Genomic DNA, 14,038 nt, shown 5'->3' on the forward strand with positions numbered 1-14,038 from the left:
CGCCGTGGAGCTTGAGGAGAGATTCGTCATACGGGTAGAGAAGGGCGACGTGGACTTCCACTTGACAGCCGCCGTCTACAACTTCAAATGGTACTACGACGGGGAGAGGCTTGTCCTCGTGGAGGACAGAGACGCGGCGCTCGTGGTCGAGGAGGAGGGGACGTGGCTGAGAGTGACGGGTTATGGGGAGGTGGAAAAGGGTGAGGCGGCGGAGCTCGTGGCCAAGAGGCTCGGCCTGGGCGAGGACTACTCCGACTTCTTCCGCCGGGCGGCGGGGGACCCCATTCTCAGAGAGGCGCCGCGGATATTTGCAAAGTGGAGGCTCAGATCTGCCACGCCCTGGTACGCCTTCCTAGTCGCAGTGCTACAGCAAAACGCCAGCTTCCTCCAGGGCTGGAGGGGGCTCTGCTGTATAATAAAGCGGTTTGGCACGCCGATGAGGCTGGGGCAGATGTACACCATCGCCCCGCCGACCCCACGCGAGGTCCTCGACCTGGGAGACAAGCTGAGGAGTTGCCCCATCGGATACCGCGCCGCCACCATAGCCGCCGTGGCCGAGACCTTTGCAAAAGGCGGAGACCCCTTCAAGGCGAGAGGCGTAGGGCCCTACACGAGGAGCCTCGTGGAGCTACTCGCCCACCGGAGATACGACGCAGCCCCCGTAGACAGGTGGGTCAAGCGGCTCGTCCAAGAGGCCGTGGGCCAAGACGCAGAGCAATACCTCCGAGAGAAGTTCGGCCAATGGGCAGGCCTCGCAGTCTACCTCTACACCGTGGCCCTAGACGCGGCCCCCCTACGGAAGGCCCTCGAAAGGCTGAAGAAAGGCCAAGTGACACCAATGGAAGAGGTCTCGCCAATGGGCATGTGGAAGACAGAGATGTGCCACTAATCGGCCACACGCCGCCCACGCGGACCTCTCCTCACAAGTCAGAGGTACTCCGGCTCCTCACACCAAGAGAAACATACATCAAATAAAGATGTTCAGCCCCAGTAAAGCCTCTTCACCCATCGGAAAACCCCGCCATCTTCACACAGAGATATTAAACACACGAAAGTTAAAAACGTGAAACTAGCGGTGGGCATACCGTTCAAGGGTTTCTGTCTCTTTTGGAGGCGACTTCCTCGGAAAGTTGACAGATAAGCGAGGCAAGCTCGCGAAGGAGAGAGCCACGTACACGCCTGTAGCACAGTCGCGTCTATGTTGATAGAGGCGTCTCTCTAAGACGAGAGTTCCAAAAAACGTGTTAGGATTGACTAGCCTTGGCCAAAACTGCAGAGACTCCCCACCACAAGAAGGTGATGTTCGACATCACTATAAACAAAGCATCTACCACTACTCTCTCTGCCTTCGCCAAGCCGAGCAACTGCACAGCCCCAAGCGCCAGGAAAAATGCGCTGAGGCCAAGGGAGAAGACGGCCCCAAAACGGCCGCGGGCGGGGCCCTCTCTGAGATACACCATTAGTATAAGTATCAGTCCCAACCCTATTGAAGCCCCCACCGTGGCTTGGCCCACCAGAAGGCCGATCCCAAACCCCAAGACCGCCAATCCAATAAGCACAAGGCTCCAAAACAGAATACGGCCACTGTTGCCGCGTCCACTACCCATAGAAGACGCCATAAAGTATACTTATATGTTATACGCTGTAGAAGGCCTTGGCTACGAAGGCTACTATTTTGTCTATAGCCTCGGCGCCACGACGTAGCCATCTGCTCATCCGCAAACTCCTCTACTTCTCCCTCGGGAACCTTCAGCATTGTAAACGACAAGGCCACGTACACGTCCGTGGAGACGGCAGCCTCTGGTTGAAAGAGCCGTCTCTCTAACGGGAGTTGGAAAAAGTTAGAATTGACCAGTCCTTGCCCTCAGGAGAGAGACTCCCCACAACACAAAGCCGAGACCAGTGAGCACTGTAAACAGCGCGCCCATTGTCCTCCACTGCTCCTCCAACCCGAGCAACTGCTCAACCCCAGTCACCAGGAAAACTGCGCCAAGCCCAAGCAGGAAAACGGCTCTTCCTCTGAGAAGCGCCATAGCCACATAGCCCAAGCCTATGCCTATAAAAGCCCCTGCGCCAGGGTAACCCAGTAGGTGACCCACCCCCGCCCCCAGCAACATCAGTCCAGCAAACATGATGGCTCCAACGTCGCACCGGCCCATGGAAAATAGAAAAATACTCTTCCTAATATCTTATACGCTGTAGAAGACTTTGGCTATGAAGGCGGCTATTCTCTCTGTGGCTTCGGCGAACTTAGGCCGGGGCGATATGTCGTATGGTAGCTTCCCCTGGGCAGTGGCCACCTCGACCACTGGCTCGTCCTCGACGATAAGCCACGCGGGGCCCCACCTCGACCTTCCCAGCGCCTCAGCCTTGCGGCCGGGAAGCCCCTCCACCCACTTATTCAACACTACGACGTAGGGCTTCCTCAGGAGGGGCCTCACTCTCTCCCCCACTAGAGGCGCAGACTGAGGAGTAAGCACAACGACGTAGCCGTTCGCCGCCTCTTTTGGCAAGGGGTGGGTGAAGCCGGCCCCGGGAGGTCCGCGAGAGGAGGGAAAAGAGGTTATTTTCCTAGCTCTTTCTTCAGCTCGGCGATTCTCTCCTCGATCTGCTTCTTTACCTCGTCTAAGTATTTCAGCGTCTCTTCTAGGTACCTAAGCTCCTCTTCCCTCGTGGCGATGGGCCATGGGCTAGGCCACCAGTGGTGCCAGAGGCGTCAGCCTGGCCTAAGTGGGGGCGGTAACCAGCTCCAAGGCCCTCTGCCCGGCCACATGCCCCGTAGGTGCCAGTCCCTGTCCAATTCCCAGCCCATGTGAAATGTGTTTCAAAAATGCTTAGGCTTTCGCCTTAAACGGCTTGCCCAACACCAGAGTCTCGGCGATTTCCCCCTCCCAGATTCAAGAATTCGCCACGCGGTAGCCGCAGAGACGCCGAGCCTTCCTCCACCGGAATCTCTCCAAGTGGGCCAGACTTATGGCGTCGACCCCGGCGCTTGCGACGGAGATGTACACGACGGCGGGGGGCACCTCCTCTACTCGCCCAAATACGGGGGGCCGGCCCCTGTGCCTAAACCTATGGCACTTTCTCACGACTGGTGGACGGGTAATGTTTATAACTTACACGTAGATATACAAATGCTCTCTAAACACCCCCTTGAGATTCCTCCCGATAGGAAGTTGACAAAGGGCGAGGTGGCGGACGCCCTTAGGCTTGCCATAATTGCCGAGTTAGACGCCATTAGCCTATACCTACAGCTCGCCAGAGCCATAGACGACGAGAAGGTGAGAAAAGTGTTTGAAGACGTGGCCAGGGAGGAGAAGACTCACGTTGGAGAATTCTTGGCCCTGCTCAAGGGCCTTGACCCAGAGCTCGTCGCCGAGTTGGAGAAGGGGGCTGTGGAGGTGGCCGAGAAGGGCGGCGACCCGCCGCAGGACGAGTGGGCCGAGTTGAGAGAGGCCGCGCGGCAGGCCGCCGACTCTATACGAGTGTTTAGGCGCTATATCCCGACCACGAGAGTGGGCAGAGGCGTGGAGTACGTCCCCGTGGAGAGAGAGGGCGTTCGCGACGCGGTGAAGCTCGTGGAGATCTCGGCCAAGTTTAAGATTAGCCAAGCCGCCTTGGACTACGCCAAGAGGACTGGGCAGCCCTTAGACGCGGGAGACGCCCTGCGCGCCGCCGCCGAGCTGGCGCTTGAGGAGGACAGGCTGGTGGCGCACACCCTCCTCAACCTCTCCAATGCCCTAAAGATGGCGGCCACGAGCTGGGACGAGCCCGGCAAGGCGGTGGCAGAGGTGTCTAAGGCGGTGGCGGAGCTCATTAAGGCAGGCGCGCCGGGGCCCTACATCCTCTTCGTAGACCCGGCCAGATTCGCCAAACTAGTGTCGGTGTATGAGAAAACCGGCGTAATGGAGCTGACTAGGATAAAGGCCATTGTAAAAGACGTCGTCCCCACGCCGGTTGTGCCCCCCTCCGCGGCCCTGTTAATCTCGGCGTCTCCGCAGACCCTCGACCTCGTAATAGGCGCAGACACAGAGGTGGAGTACCTCGGCCCAGAAGACGGGAAGCACCTCTTCCGCCTCTGGGAAACCATAGCCGTAAGAGTGAGGCAGGAAAAAGGCGTGGCAGTGCTAAGAGAGGGCTAGCCCGCGTAGGTCCATTGACACCTCCCGTTGACGCAGCCGCACTTAAGTCGGTACCGCCCTGCGTCAAAGCACTCCCTCCAAACACACGGAGTGGGAGTAGCCTCTTCATGCACACTGCGGCACACTTCCCCAGAACAGCCGTCTCTCACACAATCGGCGTCGCTTTTACACTCCCCGTAGGTAGAAACGCCGCAGAATGTAGTGTAGAGAACCTCCGCGCTCGCCAAGGCGCCGCCGTGGAAAACAACCCACAACACAGACACCTCCCTTCCGCTCCACGTAGTCGACAAGTTAAAATCCCTAGGACAGACGCATTTGCACAACACGCCGTCTAAATCTGCCTCTAGTAAGTAGATAAAGAGCACGCCTCCCGACTCGCTTACAACAGCCTTTAAAACCTCCGAGCAACAATTTGGCACAACTCTGCCGCTTACTAAAACAGCCCCATCTACAGCTTTCACCTCGGCGTAGGGGGTATAATTGCCAAAAGACTGGCACGACGTGAAATTCAGCACATAGCCGCAGAGAGACCCGTAGCAAAAACCCTGGCGCAATGTGCAACAGCCACCGCCGAGTTCTACAAAACTCCACACAACAAGCGCTACTAAGACAAGGGCAAGCACAAATTTAACTACCATAACGCGTGCAATGTGTACTATTATTAAAACACTTCCACCTCTGTGGCGGCCCACTCCACGACCTCTCTAAACCAGGACTCCACCTCACCCCTAGCCTTTCTGTCTTTGACGTAGGCCATCTCGGGGACGCGGGAGTAGGCCACTCTGTCCCCAATCACTGTCTTAAACACTGGGATAGCCGCCTGGGCGAGTCTCTCTCTCCACGCCTTGCCCTCTCTGTCGTTGCCCACCTTGTTTACCAAGAGGCGCGTCTTCATGTCCAGAGGCGTGGTTTGCAGGACTTGGGCAAATTTGGCGAACATCCTCCTAAGCCTAGCCGGCTCTGCGCCGTAGGGATGCGCCACGACGACCACCTTCTCCGCGGCGAAAAACGCAGACATGGAGTACCGCCGCTCGTAGAAGGGGATAGTGTCGAGGATGACTACTTCATACGCGGCGAAGACGGGGCCCAGCAGGCGCCCAAGCACGGATTCCGGGCTGGGCCACGTGGCGGAGAACCATATGGAGCCCATGACGTCGCTGAGCTCCTCGCCCCCCACCAAGAGGTCCACCTCGAGGCCCCCCAGCCGCGGCCTGGCCACATACCCCGCCCAGTCCACGGGCGCCCCCTTCAAAAGCCTCCACAGGAGGTGCCCCACGGTCAGGCCGGACTCCTCGGCCCTGGCCGCCCCCTCTTCCCCCAGGAGGGCGGTGGACAAGCCCGCGCTCGGGTCCAAGTCCACGAGGAGGACCCGCCGCCCCTCGAGCAGGAAGCGGTGCGCCAAGTGCAGAGCCATGGTGGTCTTGCCCACCCCGCCCCCCGCGGAGAGAAAGGCAAAAACTGTCACACTTGTCGCGGCCCCCAGCTTTATAACAGTCTCTGGAGGGCAAACGTTTTATAGCGCGGCTTCTACGCGAGCGTAGGCTGCGTTGATTGTAGACCTACTGCTTGAGCCAACGCCCGCGTCATACTCTTTGGCTCTAGGGCCAGGGGGCGGGGCGCCTATCAGACGCCGGCCTCATAGTGGCGTCCAAGGTGTTTAGAGGCATACTTCGCCGACTGTGTCTCCCACGTCCTTGGGGGGGGGGAGGCGGCCCAGAGTAGACGCCCCCTACTGCACTTACGAGGGGGAAAGGGGGAGAAGTGGGGTTCTAGGGGAGGTTTTAAAAAGAGGGTTATATTGTGTGGAGGCGGCTTACGCCTTGCCCAACAGCCTGTAGACCTTAATCCCGGTGTACGGCGATGTGGCGACGGCAAACTTCATCTTGCCCCTCGCTGTGTCTTTTTCAATTATCTCATACTTGTCTGTTTCAAATGCCTGTTTTGCTTTTATGTCGTAGAACTTTAACTTCTGCTTCGCCATGCCCCACAACTTGCCTCAGTATAAATCTCCAACGTCTAAGAATTAGTAATACGGAGCTGGGACGTGGCGGGGATGGGCCGACTCGACGGGGCAGAGCCCGCCGCGGCCGACCTTGACCTCCACCGCCCCGTCGCCTGTGATCAGTCTCACACGCCTCGGCTCAGCCACAATGGGCACGTAGAGGGCGGCTGTGGACCCCTTGGGCACCACGAGGCGGCCGCCCTCCCGCCTGACGTCGCCCCGCGCCTCCACGGAGGAGGGGTGGACGTAGTGCCCCTCCACGTCCACCGCCTCCACCGCCAACTCACTAGGCGCCCTAGCCACGCACACCACCAGCCTGCCCCCGTCTACGTAGGCGGAGAAGTGCTTCTCCTTGGCCAGGGGGAGGTCTAGGAGGAGGGCGAAGAGGTGGATAAGCCACTGTATAGACTCCACATGTGTAGATGGTCCCCCTTTTAATTCTTTATCTCAGCTCTTCCACGGCCATCTTAAGCGCCGCGGCGGCTGTCTCCACTTGGCGTATGTCGATGTGTTCGTCCTCTGTGTGGGCGTACTTGGGGTCGCCGGGGCCGAAGGCGGCTATGCTCTTGGTGAGAGAGATGAGGAGGTTGAAGTCGGCGGTGCCCCATTTCCTGCTCAACTTGGGCTCTATGCCCAGCCTCAGCAAGGCCCTCACCAGGGCCCGGGCGGCGGGGGACGTGGGAGAGGCGGCGGCAGGGTTTGTGCAAGTGGCCAGCCTAGCCGCGGGGGGGAGGGCCGCCGCCACGTCGGCGCAGGTCTTGTCCAGGGGGATGCGGACGTCGAGGATCATGACGCACCTAGTGGGCACTTTGTTGGGCGCGTCGCCGCACTGCACCACGGTGGGAGTCACTGTGAAGGAGTCGAACTTCTCCGCGTGGCCGAGCCTCTGCTTGACCTCTTGGTACACGCCGAAGAGCTCCTCCACAATGTTGCCGTAGATGGGCGAGCTCGCGTGGCCCCCCCTCGACGTCAGCTCAATGTACACCTTGGCCCCCCCTCTGTAGGCGTAAGCCACGTGGAGGTCCGTGGGCTCACCCACGTAAACGTGGGCAGGCCTCGGGGGTCCCCCCCTGAGGAGGGCCTCCGTGCCCGCGCTGTCGTCCTCCTCCGCCGTCACGAGGGCGAGGACGAGGGTGCCCCTTGGCTCGGTCTCTAGGAAGGCCTTGACGTAGGAGACTAGGGGGCCCTTGTCGTCCACCGCCCCCCGCCCCCACAGCACGGAGCCCTCCCGCCTCACCGGGAGCGGGCCGGGCACCGTGTCCATGTGGGCGTGTAGCCACACCACCGGCTCCCCCCGCCCCTTGACAGCCACCACGTTGCCCGCCTCGTCGATCCACACGTCGGCCACGTACTGCCTCAAGAAGCTGTGCAAAAACTTGGCCAACTCCCCCTCCCCATGCGGCGGGCTATATATCTTAAGCAACTCCTCCAAAAGCCACCCCGCGTCCATGGCGGTGGGATATGGAGAGTATATAACTATAGCTCCACCTCCCGCCCCGCCCTCCACACAGTGACGGCCGGCTCTCTGCCCTGAGCCACGGCCTCGGCGAGGAAGAGCCTGAGCTCAAAGACGTTGGACACAGCGCGGCCGTCCACCTTGACGATGACATCGCCGGGCCTTATGCCCAACCTCTCCGCAGGCGAGCCGGGGTAGACCCCAGCCACGAGCAGGCCCCTGGCTATGGGGAGGCCGTAGGCCGCCGCGAGGGCCTTGTTCAACGCCGCCACGTAGACCCCCAGCCTCGGCCTCACGTAGCGCCCAAACCGCTTCAACATCTCCAGCATAATCTTCACGAGGTCTATGGGGACTGCGAAGCCTATGCCCTGCGCCCCCGCAATGACGGCCGAGTTCACCCCCACCGCCCTGCCCCCCATGTCCACAAGAGGCCCCCCCGAGTTGCCCGGGTTAATAGCCGCGTCGGTCTGGATAAGGAACTCGAACACCCTGTCCCCAGCCTTCAGCGCTCTCCCAACCGCGCTCACAATACCGAACGTGGCCGTGGGCTTGTCCAACAGTGCCAGAGGGTACCCCACCGCCACCACCCCCTGCCCCACCTTAAGCTCCAAGGCGCTCCCCAAGGGCAGAGGAGGGGCTACCAGGGAGGAGTAGAGGAGGGCTAGGTCCTCCTCTGGGTCGACGGCCGCCACCTCGGCCGTGCCCCTCTCCCCTTCGGGGGTCACCAAGGCCACCTCCCCGGCGGTGGACACCACGTGGTAGGCAGTGGCGTAGAACCCCTCGCCCACGGAGAAGGCGGAGCCGAACCCCTCTCCCCAGAGCTCCACACCCCTAGTCACCACAGCTACCACGGACTTGGACACCCTCTCCACGAGGCCGCTCAAGTCCATGCCCCCTCCGCCCCCCGGGCTTAAAAATATATACTCCCAACACGCGGCCCATATGCGAGGTTGGATAGCCATAGCGGTGATCCCAGCCATAGCCGTGGCGGCCATACTCGCCTACCTAGCCCTCCACCCGCCAGCCCCAGCGCCGCCGCCCAAGATCGTGGTGGCCACACTGGACTTCGTCATACAGAGCCCAGACGCCGGCGCCCTGGCGCAGAGGCTAGTGGAGCTCTCCCAGAGGGGAGACGTGGCGGGGGTCGTCCTCGTGATCAACTCGCCGGGCGGCACTGTCTCAGACACAGAGGCCCTCTACGCCACTCTGCGCGGCCTCGGCAAGCCCAAGTACGCGGTGGTTTACGGCCTAGCCGCTTCGGGGGCCTACTACGTCGCCGCCGCGGCGGACAAGATATACGCCACGCCCTCCAGCTGGGTGGGGAGCATAGGGGTAATAGCCGTCATATGGCCCGACGAGTACCTCTACGACGCCCCAGACTACGTATACACCACCGGGCCCCTGAAGTACTACGGGATGGACCTCACCTCCTTCTACAACGCGGTGGAGGAGGTGCGGAACAACTTCGTAAAGGCAGTCGCCGAGGGGAGGAGGGGGAGGCTGAGGGTAAACGCCACGGAGCTGGAGACCGCCGCCCTCTACACCGCCAGCCAGGCCCTGGAAATGGGGCTAGTGGACAAAATAGGCGGTGTCCCCGACGCGGTGAGAGACATGGCACAGGAGCTCGGCCTAAGAGAGTACCAAGTGGAGTACCTCAAGCCCCTAAACGCCACGCAGGGGCCCGCCTCCCAGAGGGCCTCCCTATCCGCCCTCCTAAACTCCACCCCGCTCCCCATCTTCTACATGTGGCCCCCCGCCCTGCAGATCGACATTAGGCAACAGCAAGCCTCCCTGCCCGCCGTCTCCGAGGTCCCCGCCGGCAGGCGCTACGTGGTGCTAGACGCCGCGCACAGCAACGTGGTGCCCAAGGGCTTCCTAGAAGTCCTCCGCGCAGAGTTGGCCAAGAGGGGCTACGCCCTAGTCGCCGCAGCCACCGAGGACAGACTCGCCGCCCTCCTCTCCAACGCCACAGCCCTAGTGGTGGCAAACCCGGCAACGCCCTTCTCGCCCACCGCCGTCAAGGCCGTCCTCAACGCCACGAAGAGAGGCGTCAAAGTGGCCTACTTCTACGACGTGAGGGCAAGCGGCATAGTCACAATAGGGGGAACGGCGTACATTGCCCCATACGGCGCAGTGGCGGCCCCCGACACGTTGCCCATGTACTTCAACATGTCGGGACTCCGCGCCGTCTACAACTACACAACCGGGGCAACGGCCTTCGACCAAAACTGGCAAATAGTGGCCGTGGAGGCCAGAGGCAACTGGACGCTGCTCAGTGGGGCGGCGCGGCTAGTCCTCTTCAGCCCCTCCGCCGTCGCCACAAGCGCCCCCCACAGACTTGAGGCGTGGGCATACGCCTTCGGCTACGGGTGGGGCAACTACACAATTGCAGCGCAGGTGGGCAACTTCCTCTTCGTCGGCGCAGTGAGGTCCTTCACCCCCTACTTCATACAGCTGGGAGACAACCACAAGTTCTTCTCCAACGTAGTGGACTGGCTGACGTCGCAGTGAAGGGCCTCGCCCTAGCCCTCTTCTCAGTGGCCGCGTGGAGCACCAACTACGTGGCGGGGCGGCGCCTCGCCGCGGCGGGGGCAGACCCCCTCGCCCTATCCCTCGTAAGATTTGTAGCTGCCACCCCCATCATATTCGCCCTAGCCCGGGCGCCCCCCTACCGAGGAGCCCTAGCACAGCTCGCCGTGGCCGGGCTGTTGGGAGTAGCCGCCTTCAACACCTTCCTCTACACCGCCCTCCACTACATGACGGCGGCCGCCGCGGCCCTCTTCGTAGTCCTAGCCGGCCCAGCCACAAGCCTAATCGAGGCCGCAGCGGGCAAGAGGAGGCCCAACCCCCACGTCTTGGCGGGAGGCGCCGCCGCCGTGGCCGGGGCCTACCTAGTCCTGGCCCCCCAAGCCCAGGTTAGGGCCGTCGAGGGCCCGCTACTGGCCGCCGCGGCCACGCTCTCGTGGTCTCTCTACACGGTGTACGTGAGGCGGGTATACGCCAGGTACAGCCCCGCAGAGGCCTCCGCTTGGATAAGCCTGGTGGGCACCGCCGAGCTGGCGCCGCTGGCCCCCCTGGCCCACTACGGCTGGCTAGCCCACTGGGAGACCGCGGCGTGGGTCCTATACGTGGCGGCGGTCCCCGGGGCCCTTGCCTACACCGCGTGGAACACCGCGGTCAGAGAGATAGGCCCACAACGCGCCGCCGCTGTCCTCCCCCTAATGCCAGTGATCACCACAGCCATATCGGCCGCGGCGTTGGGGGAGGCGGTGACCCCCCTACAGGCCGTTGGCATGGCCCTGGCAGTGGCCGGCGTCTACTACGCTCAGAACCCCACCCTCCTCCCCCGCATCGCCGGGCGGCCGAAGTCGAACCGCTCCTCGCGCCAGGGGTCGCCGTTAAGCGAGTAGCCCAAGGCCTCCCAGTACCCCGGCACCGGCTCCTCCAACACCTCGATAGCCGTGAAGTACTTCACGCTCTTCCACCCATAACGAGTCGGCACCACCAGCCTCGCCGGCGCACCGTGCTTCTTGGGAAGAGGCTCCCCATTCAAAGCCCAGGCGATGATCGTGGACTCCTCCCAGAGGGCCTCCACGGGGAGAGAGGCGCTGTACCCATCCACCCCCCACGCCAAGGCGTAGCCCCCATACGGCCTAGCCTCCTCAAGCAAGGCCCGGACCTGCACCCCCCTCCACCTCACCCCCTCCACAGACCACCCCGTGACGCAGTGAAACGGCGCCACCACCTCCACACAGGGGTACCTACGCTGAAGCTCCACCAGCGGCACCTCCACCGGCCTCTCCACAGCCCCCACCACCCTGACCACGTGCCTCTCAGGCGGCACGTCAGGCGGGTCAAACACGTCGTAAACCACAAACCGCCTCACCCGGGACTGGTTAGGCGGCCAAGGCCTATCCACCCTAATCTCCCTACACTCCACGCCACACCCCCGAACTGCATTTATTAGCACTTTCCCACCAATGTTTATTAATATCCATCGAGAAGGGCACATGAGAATAGCAGTGGCATCAACCCCAGAGGGGCAGGTATACGACGGGCACTTCGCCCACGCCCCCATCTTCAAGATCTACGAATACACCCCAGGAGGCGGGCTAAGGCCCGTAGAAGAGCGGAAAAACCCCCTAGGCGACGTCCCAGACCTAGACGCCCAGCCACACCACCACGCCCACCATCACCACCACCACGGCGTGTCCAAATACGCCTGGCTCAGAGAGAAGGTCCTCCCAGACGTCGACGCAGTGATAGCCGCGGGGGCCTGCCAGACCAGCCACAACTACTTCACAAGCCAAGGCGTGAGGATGCTCTACACAGACCCCGTCCCCATCGACCTCCTCGAGCAGTACATCAGAGAGAACCCAGAGGAGTTTGAACGCGCCCTCGGAGATGCGGCTGAGGGGTAAAAACGTAGTAGTAGCAGGCGCCGGCCCCGGCCTAGGCACAGCGGTAGTGCGCCTAGCCATCGCAGAGGGCGCCTCGGTATACGCCTTCGCCAGAACCCCCAAGCCCCACCTAGCCAAGCTCGGGGCACGCATGGGGACACGCGACTTCTCCAAGCCAGAGGAGGCAAAGGCCGCCGCCGAGGAGGCCGCCAAGGCCTTCAACGCCGTACACGGCCTAGTAGTGACAGCGGGGGGATACGCCGCGGGGGGAGTGGAAGAGGTGGGAGAAGCCGAGCTAGAGGACATGCTCGCCAGAAACCTAAAAGCCCACATATACGCCGTCAAGGCCATCCTCCCCCTAATGCCCCCCGGCTCCTCCATAGTCCTCACCTCCTCCATAGGCGGGACATACGCCGCGTGGCCCAGACACGTGGCCTACGTAGCCGCCAAAGCCGCCCTAGCCAAGGCAACTGAGTCCATAGCCGCGGAGCTCCTCGACAGAGGCATACGAGTAAACGCCGTGGCCCCCGGCGGAATGGCCAAAGAAGACAACCCAGACGCCCAGCCCCCACCCCTAGGAGCCCCCCAGGCACCCCCCGCCGAAGTGGCCAAGGTAATAATCTGGCTCCTCACAGACGAAGCCAGGTGGATAACCGGAGCCATCATACCCGTCGACGGAGGAAGAAGACTAAGAGGATAGCAACCGGCCCCCCTACAGAAATAAGACCCCCTCAAAAACAACCATCAACACCAGCGCCAGATAGTACACCCACCCCGTCACCCCCAGCACTGACACAGACCTGCCCCCTCGCCGCTATTCAGTACAAGCGGATAGTCTAACCGAGGAAGTACGCCGAGGCTAGTGCACAGCCATCGCCTGGAGGGGCTACCAACGCTCGTAAACGTTTAAGGTCAGCGGAGAAAACCTTAAAAATTAAACTGCATAAAGACACGGGGAGGGGGAAGGTCAGTGGGCCAGGCCGACGGGCATCTGTTCCCTCAATACCCTCTCATCATCCCCTCCCCCGATGAGTCTTCCCAAGAAACACAAGGGCACTTGCACTTGTAGTCAGCCTCTCTCCATGGAAAATCTGGCCAACTAGGCACAGATGATGCCACTAACAGCAGGCGGCAGTTTAAAAGCAAGTGTAGACAGTGTGGAAGTGGGAGTCGCTGAAGCACAAACCTCGACCCCAACGGCCACCGGTGTGCAAACGGAGACGGACAGTGGCTGCGTCCATTTTCGTACCGCCTTTAAAACCGCGCTTTAACCACGGTACGCCGACGATAGGCGCCCCAGCTCCCGGGAGCGCGGCGTAGAGAGGGCAAAGGCGGCTTAAAGGCGGACCCCCACGCGAATTGGACGCTGTCAACACAAGCGTAGCCTCCACGCCGGCCGAAAGGGGAAGAGATATAAACATGAGAAAAGTAATTCACATGATCTTGGGTGGCGAGGTTCTGTTAATCGCCGTCCTTGCCGTCATCGTCGTTGCGGCCGTTGTATACGGCTTGGCCAGGCCCCGGGTGCCTGTGGCCTGCCCGCCGAGCCCCGACGCCCTCCGCCGCGTGCTGGAGACAGTCCTAGACGACGTCTACGTGGACCGGATAGGCGACATCATGGTGGTAAAGACCAAGGCCCTCTTCTTCACCTACACCATGCGCATAAGATGCTCCCAGCAGACCTACCAGCTATCCTGGCCATGGCCCTGGGCGGTGGCCCTACTCCTACTCGTCCCCCAGCTCGCCTGGCTCGCCGTCGTCCTCCTCCTCTGGATGCTCTACAAGGCCCACCAGCTAGAACGCGCCGTGGCCCAGGCAGGCAGAGAGCTGGCTACACCTTGATCAACACGCCGAAGAGTCTCCGCCGCTCCTCAAAAGTTCTCCTAGACACCACATGCACGCCGTAGCCGCAATAGCAGTCGCGGTTGCAACGGCAGTTGCGCTCCTCAAGAAGCGACGCTAGTTCCCCAATCCCCTCTTTTCCGCCTATTTAGTCAATCCTTCCCGCCGTTTTGTGATACTTCGACGGGTTACCGCT

The 14,038-nt window shown here is 61.6% G+C and carries 18 protein-coding genes; 7 read left to right on the plus strand and 11 right to left on the minus strand.

The window, feature by feature from the left end:
• The first annotated feature begins 4 nt into the window (after positions 1 to 4).
• On the plus strand, positions 5 to 889 hold the full coding sequence (locus PCAL_RS06625) for a DNA glycosylase family protein (RefSeq protein ID WP_193322573.1): 885 nt from the start codon (positions 5 to 7) through the stop codon (positions 887 to 889).
• A 355-nt stretch (positions 890 to 1,244) separates the two neighbouring features.
• On the opposite strand, the gene PCAL_RS06630 is transcribed toward PCAL_RS06625, so the two are convergent.
• The 4 genes from PCAL_RS06630 to PCAL_RS06645 all read right to left on the minus strand — a co-directional run bounded on the left by PCAL_RS06630 (position 1,245) and on the right by PCAL_RS06645 (position 3,089).
• Entirely contained in the window at positions 1,245 to 1,559 is a 315-nt protein-coding gene (locus PCAL_RS06630; protein WP_193322574.1) for a hypothetical protein, read from the minus strand.
• A 282-nt stretch (positions 1,560 to 1,841) separates the two neighbouring features.
• Positions 1,842 to 2,159, minus strand: a complete 318-nt coding sequence (locus tag PCAL_RS06635; RefSeq protein ID WP_226951919.1) for a hypothetical protein — start codon at positions 2,157 to 2,159, stop codon at positions 1,842 to 1,844.
• A 30-nt stretch (positions 2,160 to 2,189) separates the two neighbouring features.
• Positions 2,190 to 2,513, minus strand: a complete 324-nt coding sequence (locus tag PCAL_RS06640) for a hypothetical protein (RefSeq protein WP_011849935.1) — start codon at positions 2,511 to 2,513, stop codon at positions 2,190 to 2,192.
• A 384-nt stretch (positions 2,514 to 2,897) separates the two neighbouring features.
• Entirely contained in the window at positions 2,898 to 3,089 is a 192-nt protein-coding gene (locus PCAL_RS06645) for a hypothetical protein (RefSeq protein ID WP_193322575.1), read from the minus strand.
• 45 nt (positions 3,090 to 3,134) lie between these two features.
• Here PCAL_RS06645 and PCAL_RS06650 point away from each other — a divergent pair, with 45 nt between their 5' ends.
• Positions 3,135 to 4,142, plus strand: coding sequence for a family 1 encapsulin nanocompartment shell protein (locus PCAL_RS06650; RefSeq protein WP_193322576.1), 1,008 nt, complete (start codon positions 3,135 to 3,137; stop codon positions 4,140 to 4,142).
• On the opposite strand, the gene PCAL_RS06655 is transcribed toward PCAL_RS06650, so the two are convergent.
• From PCAL_RS06655 to PCAL_RS06680, 6 genes are all read right to left on the minus strand, one after another.
• Positions 4,139 to 4,780, minus strand: a complete 642-nt coding sequence (locus tag PCAL_RS06655; protein ID WP_011849937.1) for an eight-cysteine-cluster domain-containing protein — start codon at positions 4,778 to 4,780, stop codon at positions 4,139 to 4,141. The two genes, PCAL_RS06650 and PCAL_RS06655, sit on opposite strands and share 4 nt — an antisense overlap.
• Before the next feature lie 23 nt (positions 4,781 to 4,803).
• Positions 4,804 to 5,607 carry a ParA family protein gene (locus PCAL_RS06660; protein WP_011849938.1) on the minus strand — a complete coding sequence of 268 codons (804 nt, stop codon included), beginning with the start codon at positions 5,605 to 5,607 and terminating at the stop codon, positions 4,804 to 4,806.
• A gap of 348 nt (positions 5,608 to 5,955) precedes the next feature.
• The gene (gene cc1 / locus PCAL_RS06665) at positions 5,956 to 6,123 is read right to left on the minus strand and encodes a DNA-binding protein CC1 (protein ID WP_193322577.1); all 168 of its coding nucleotides are present in this window, start codon (positions 6,121 to 6,123) and stop codon (positions 5,956 to 5,958) included.
• A gap of 42 nt (positions 6,124 to 6,165) precedes the next feature.
• Positions 6,166 to 6,558 carry a hypothetical protein gene (locus PCAL_RS06670; protein ID WP_011849940.1) on the minus strand — a complete coding sequence of 131 codons (393 nt, stop codon included), beginning with the start codon at positions 6,556 to 6,558 and terminating at the stop codon, positions 6,166 to 6,168.
• A gap of 28 nt (positions 6,559 to 6,586) precedes the next feature.
• A complete protein-coding gene (locus PCAL_RS06675) occupies positions 6,587 to 7,594 on the minus strand; it encodes a M20/M25/M40 family metallo-hydrolase (RefSeq protein ID WP_011849941.1) in 1,008 nt (335 codons plus the stop codon).
• A gap of 26 nt (positions 7,595 to 7,620) precedes the next feature.
• Positions 7,621 to 8,490: a S1C family serine protease gene (locus PCAL_RS06680; protein WP_011849942.1), complete on the minus strand. Its 870-nt coding sequence runs from the start codon at positions 8,488 to 8,490 to the stop codon at positions 7,621 to 7,623.
• Positions 8,491 to 8,542: 52 nt separating this feature from the next.
• Here PCAL_RS06680 and PCAL_RS06685 point away from each other — a divergent pair, with 52 nt between their 5' ends.
• Positions 8,543 to 10,111: a S49 family peptidase gene (locus PCAL_RS06685; protein ID WP_011849943.1), complete on the plus strand. Its 1,569-nt coding sequence runs from the start codon at positions 8,543 to 8,545 to the stop codon at positions 10,109 to 10,111.
• Complete coding sequence (locus PCAL_RS06690; protein WP_011849944.1) at positions 10,108 to 11,010, plus strand: DMT family transporter; 903 nt, start codon at positions 10,108 to 10,110, stop codon at positions 11,008 to 11,010. Before PCAL_RS06685 ends, PCAL_RS06690 begins: the two co-directional genes overlap by 4 nt.
• Here PCAL_RS06690 and PCAL_RS06695 read toward each other — a convergent pair.
• On the minus strand, positions 10,926 to 11,540 hold the full coding sequence (locus tag PCAL_RS06695) for a molybdopterin-dependent oxidoreductase (RefSeq protein ID WP_011849945.1): 615 nt from the start codon (positions 11,538 to 11,540) through the stop codon (positions 10,926 to 10,928). The genes PCAL_RS06690 and PCAL_RS06695 overlap by 85 nt on opposite strands.
• 70 nt (positions 11,541 to 11,610) lie before the next feature.
• Between PCAL_RS06695 and PCAL_RS06700 the strand changes: the two genes are divergently transcribed.
• The 3 genes from PCAL_RS06700 to PCAL_RS06710 all read left to right on the plus strand — a co-directional run bounded on the left by PCAL_RS06700 (position 11,611) and on the right by PCAL_RS06710 (position 13,842).
• The gene (locus tag PCAL_RS06700) at positions 11,611 to 12,021 is read left to right on the plus strand and encodes a NifB/NifX family molybdenum-iron cluster-binding protein (RefSeq protein WP_011849946.1); all 411 of its coding nucleotides are present in this window, start codon (positions 11,611 to 11,613) and stop codon (positions 12,019 to 12,021) included.
• Entirely contained in the window at positions 11,987 to 12,700 is a 714-nt protein-coding gene (locus tag PCAL_RS06705; protein WP_226951920.1) for an SDR family NAD(P)-dependent oxidoreductase, read from the plus strand. Before PCAL_RS06700 ends, PCAL_RS06705 begins: the two co-directional genes overlap by 35 nt.
• A 737-nt stretch (positions 12,701 to 13,437) precedes the next feature.
• Positions 13,438 to 13,842: a hypothetical protein gene (locus tag PCAL_RS06710; RefSeq protein WP_193322578.1), complete on the plus strand. Its 405-nt coding sequence runs from the start codon at positions 13,438 to 13,440 to the stop codon at positions 13,840 to 13,842.
• Positions 13,843 to 14,038 lie beyond the last annotated feature (196 nt).

Source organism: Pyrobaculum calidifontis JCM 11548 (genome assembly GCF_000015805.1).
GTDB lineage: Archaea > Thermoproteota > Thermoprotei > Thermoproteales > Thermoproteaceae > Pyrobaculum > Pyrobaculum calidifontis.

Bases quoted from the DNA above. Each gene is read 5' to 3' on its own strand.
- PCAL_RS06635 (WP_226951919.1), bottom strand. From the start codon at position 2,159: ATGGGCCGGTGCGACGTTGGAGCCATCATGTTTGCTGGACTGATGTTG.
- PCAL_RS06650 (WP_193322576.1), top strand. From the start codon at position 3,135: ATGCTCTCTAAACACCCCCTTGAGATTCCTCCCGATAGGAAGTTGACA.
- PCAL_RS06655 (WP_011849937.1), bottom strand. From the start codon at position 4,780: ATGGTAGTTAAATTTGTGCTTGCCCTTGTCTTAGTAGCGCTTGTTGTG.
- cc1 (WP_193322577.1), bottom strand. From the start codon at position 6,123: ATGGCGAAGCAGAAGTTAAAGTTCTACGACATAAAAGCAAAACAGGCA.
- PCAL_RS06675 (WP_011849941.1), bottom strand. From the start codon at position 7,594: ATGGACGCGGGGTGGCTTTTGGAGGAGTTGCTTAAGATATATAGCCCG.
- PCAL_RS06680 (WP_011849942.1), bottom strand. From the start codon at position 8,490: ATGGACTTGAGCGGCCTCGTGGAGAGGGTGTCCAAGTCCGTGGTAGCT.
- PCAL_RS06685 (WP_011849943.1), top strand. From the start codon at position 8,543: ATGCGAGGTTGGATAGCCATAGCGGTGATCCCAGCCATAGCCGTGGCG.
- PCAL_RS06700 (WP_011849946.1), top strand. From the start codon at position 11,611: ATGAGAATAGCAGTGGCATCAACCCCAGAGGGGCAGGTATACGACGGG.
- PCAL_RS06710 (WP_193322578.1), top strand. From the start codon at position 13,438: ATGATCTTGGGTGGCGAGGTTCTGTTAATCGCCGTCCTTGCCGTCATC.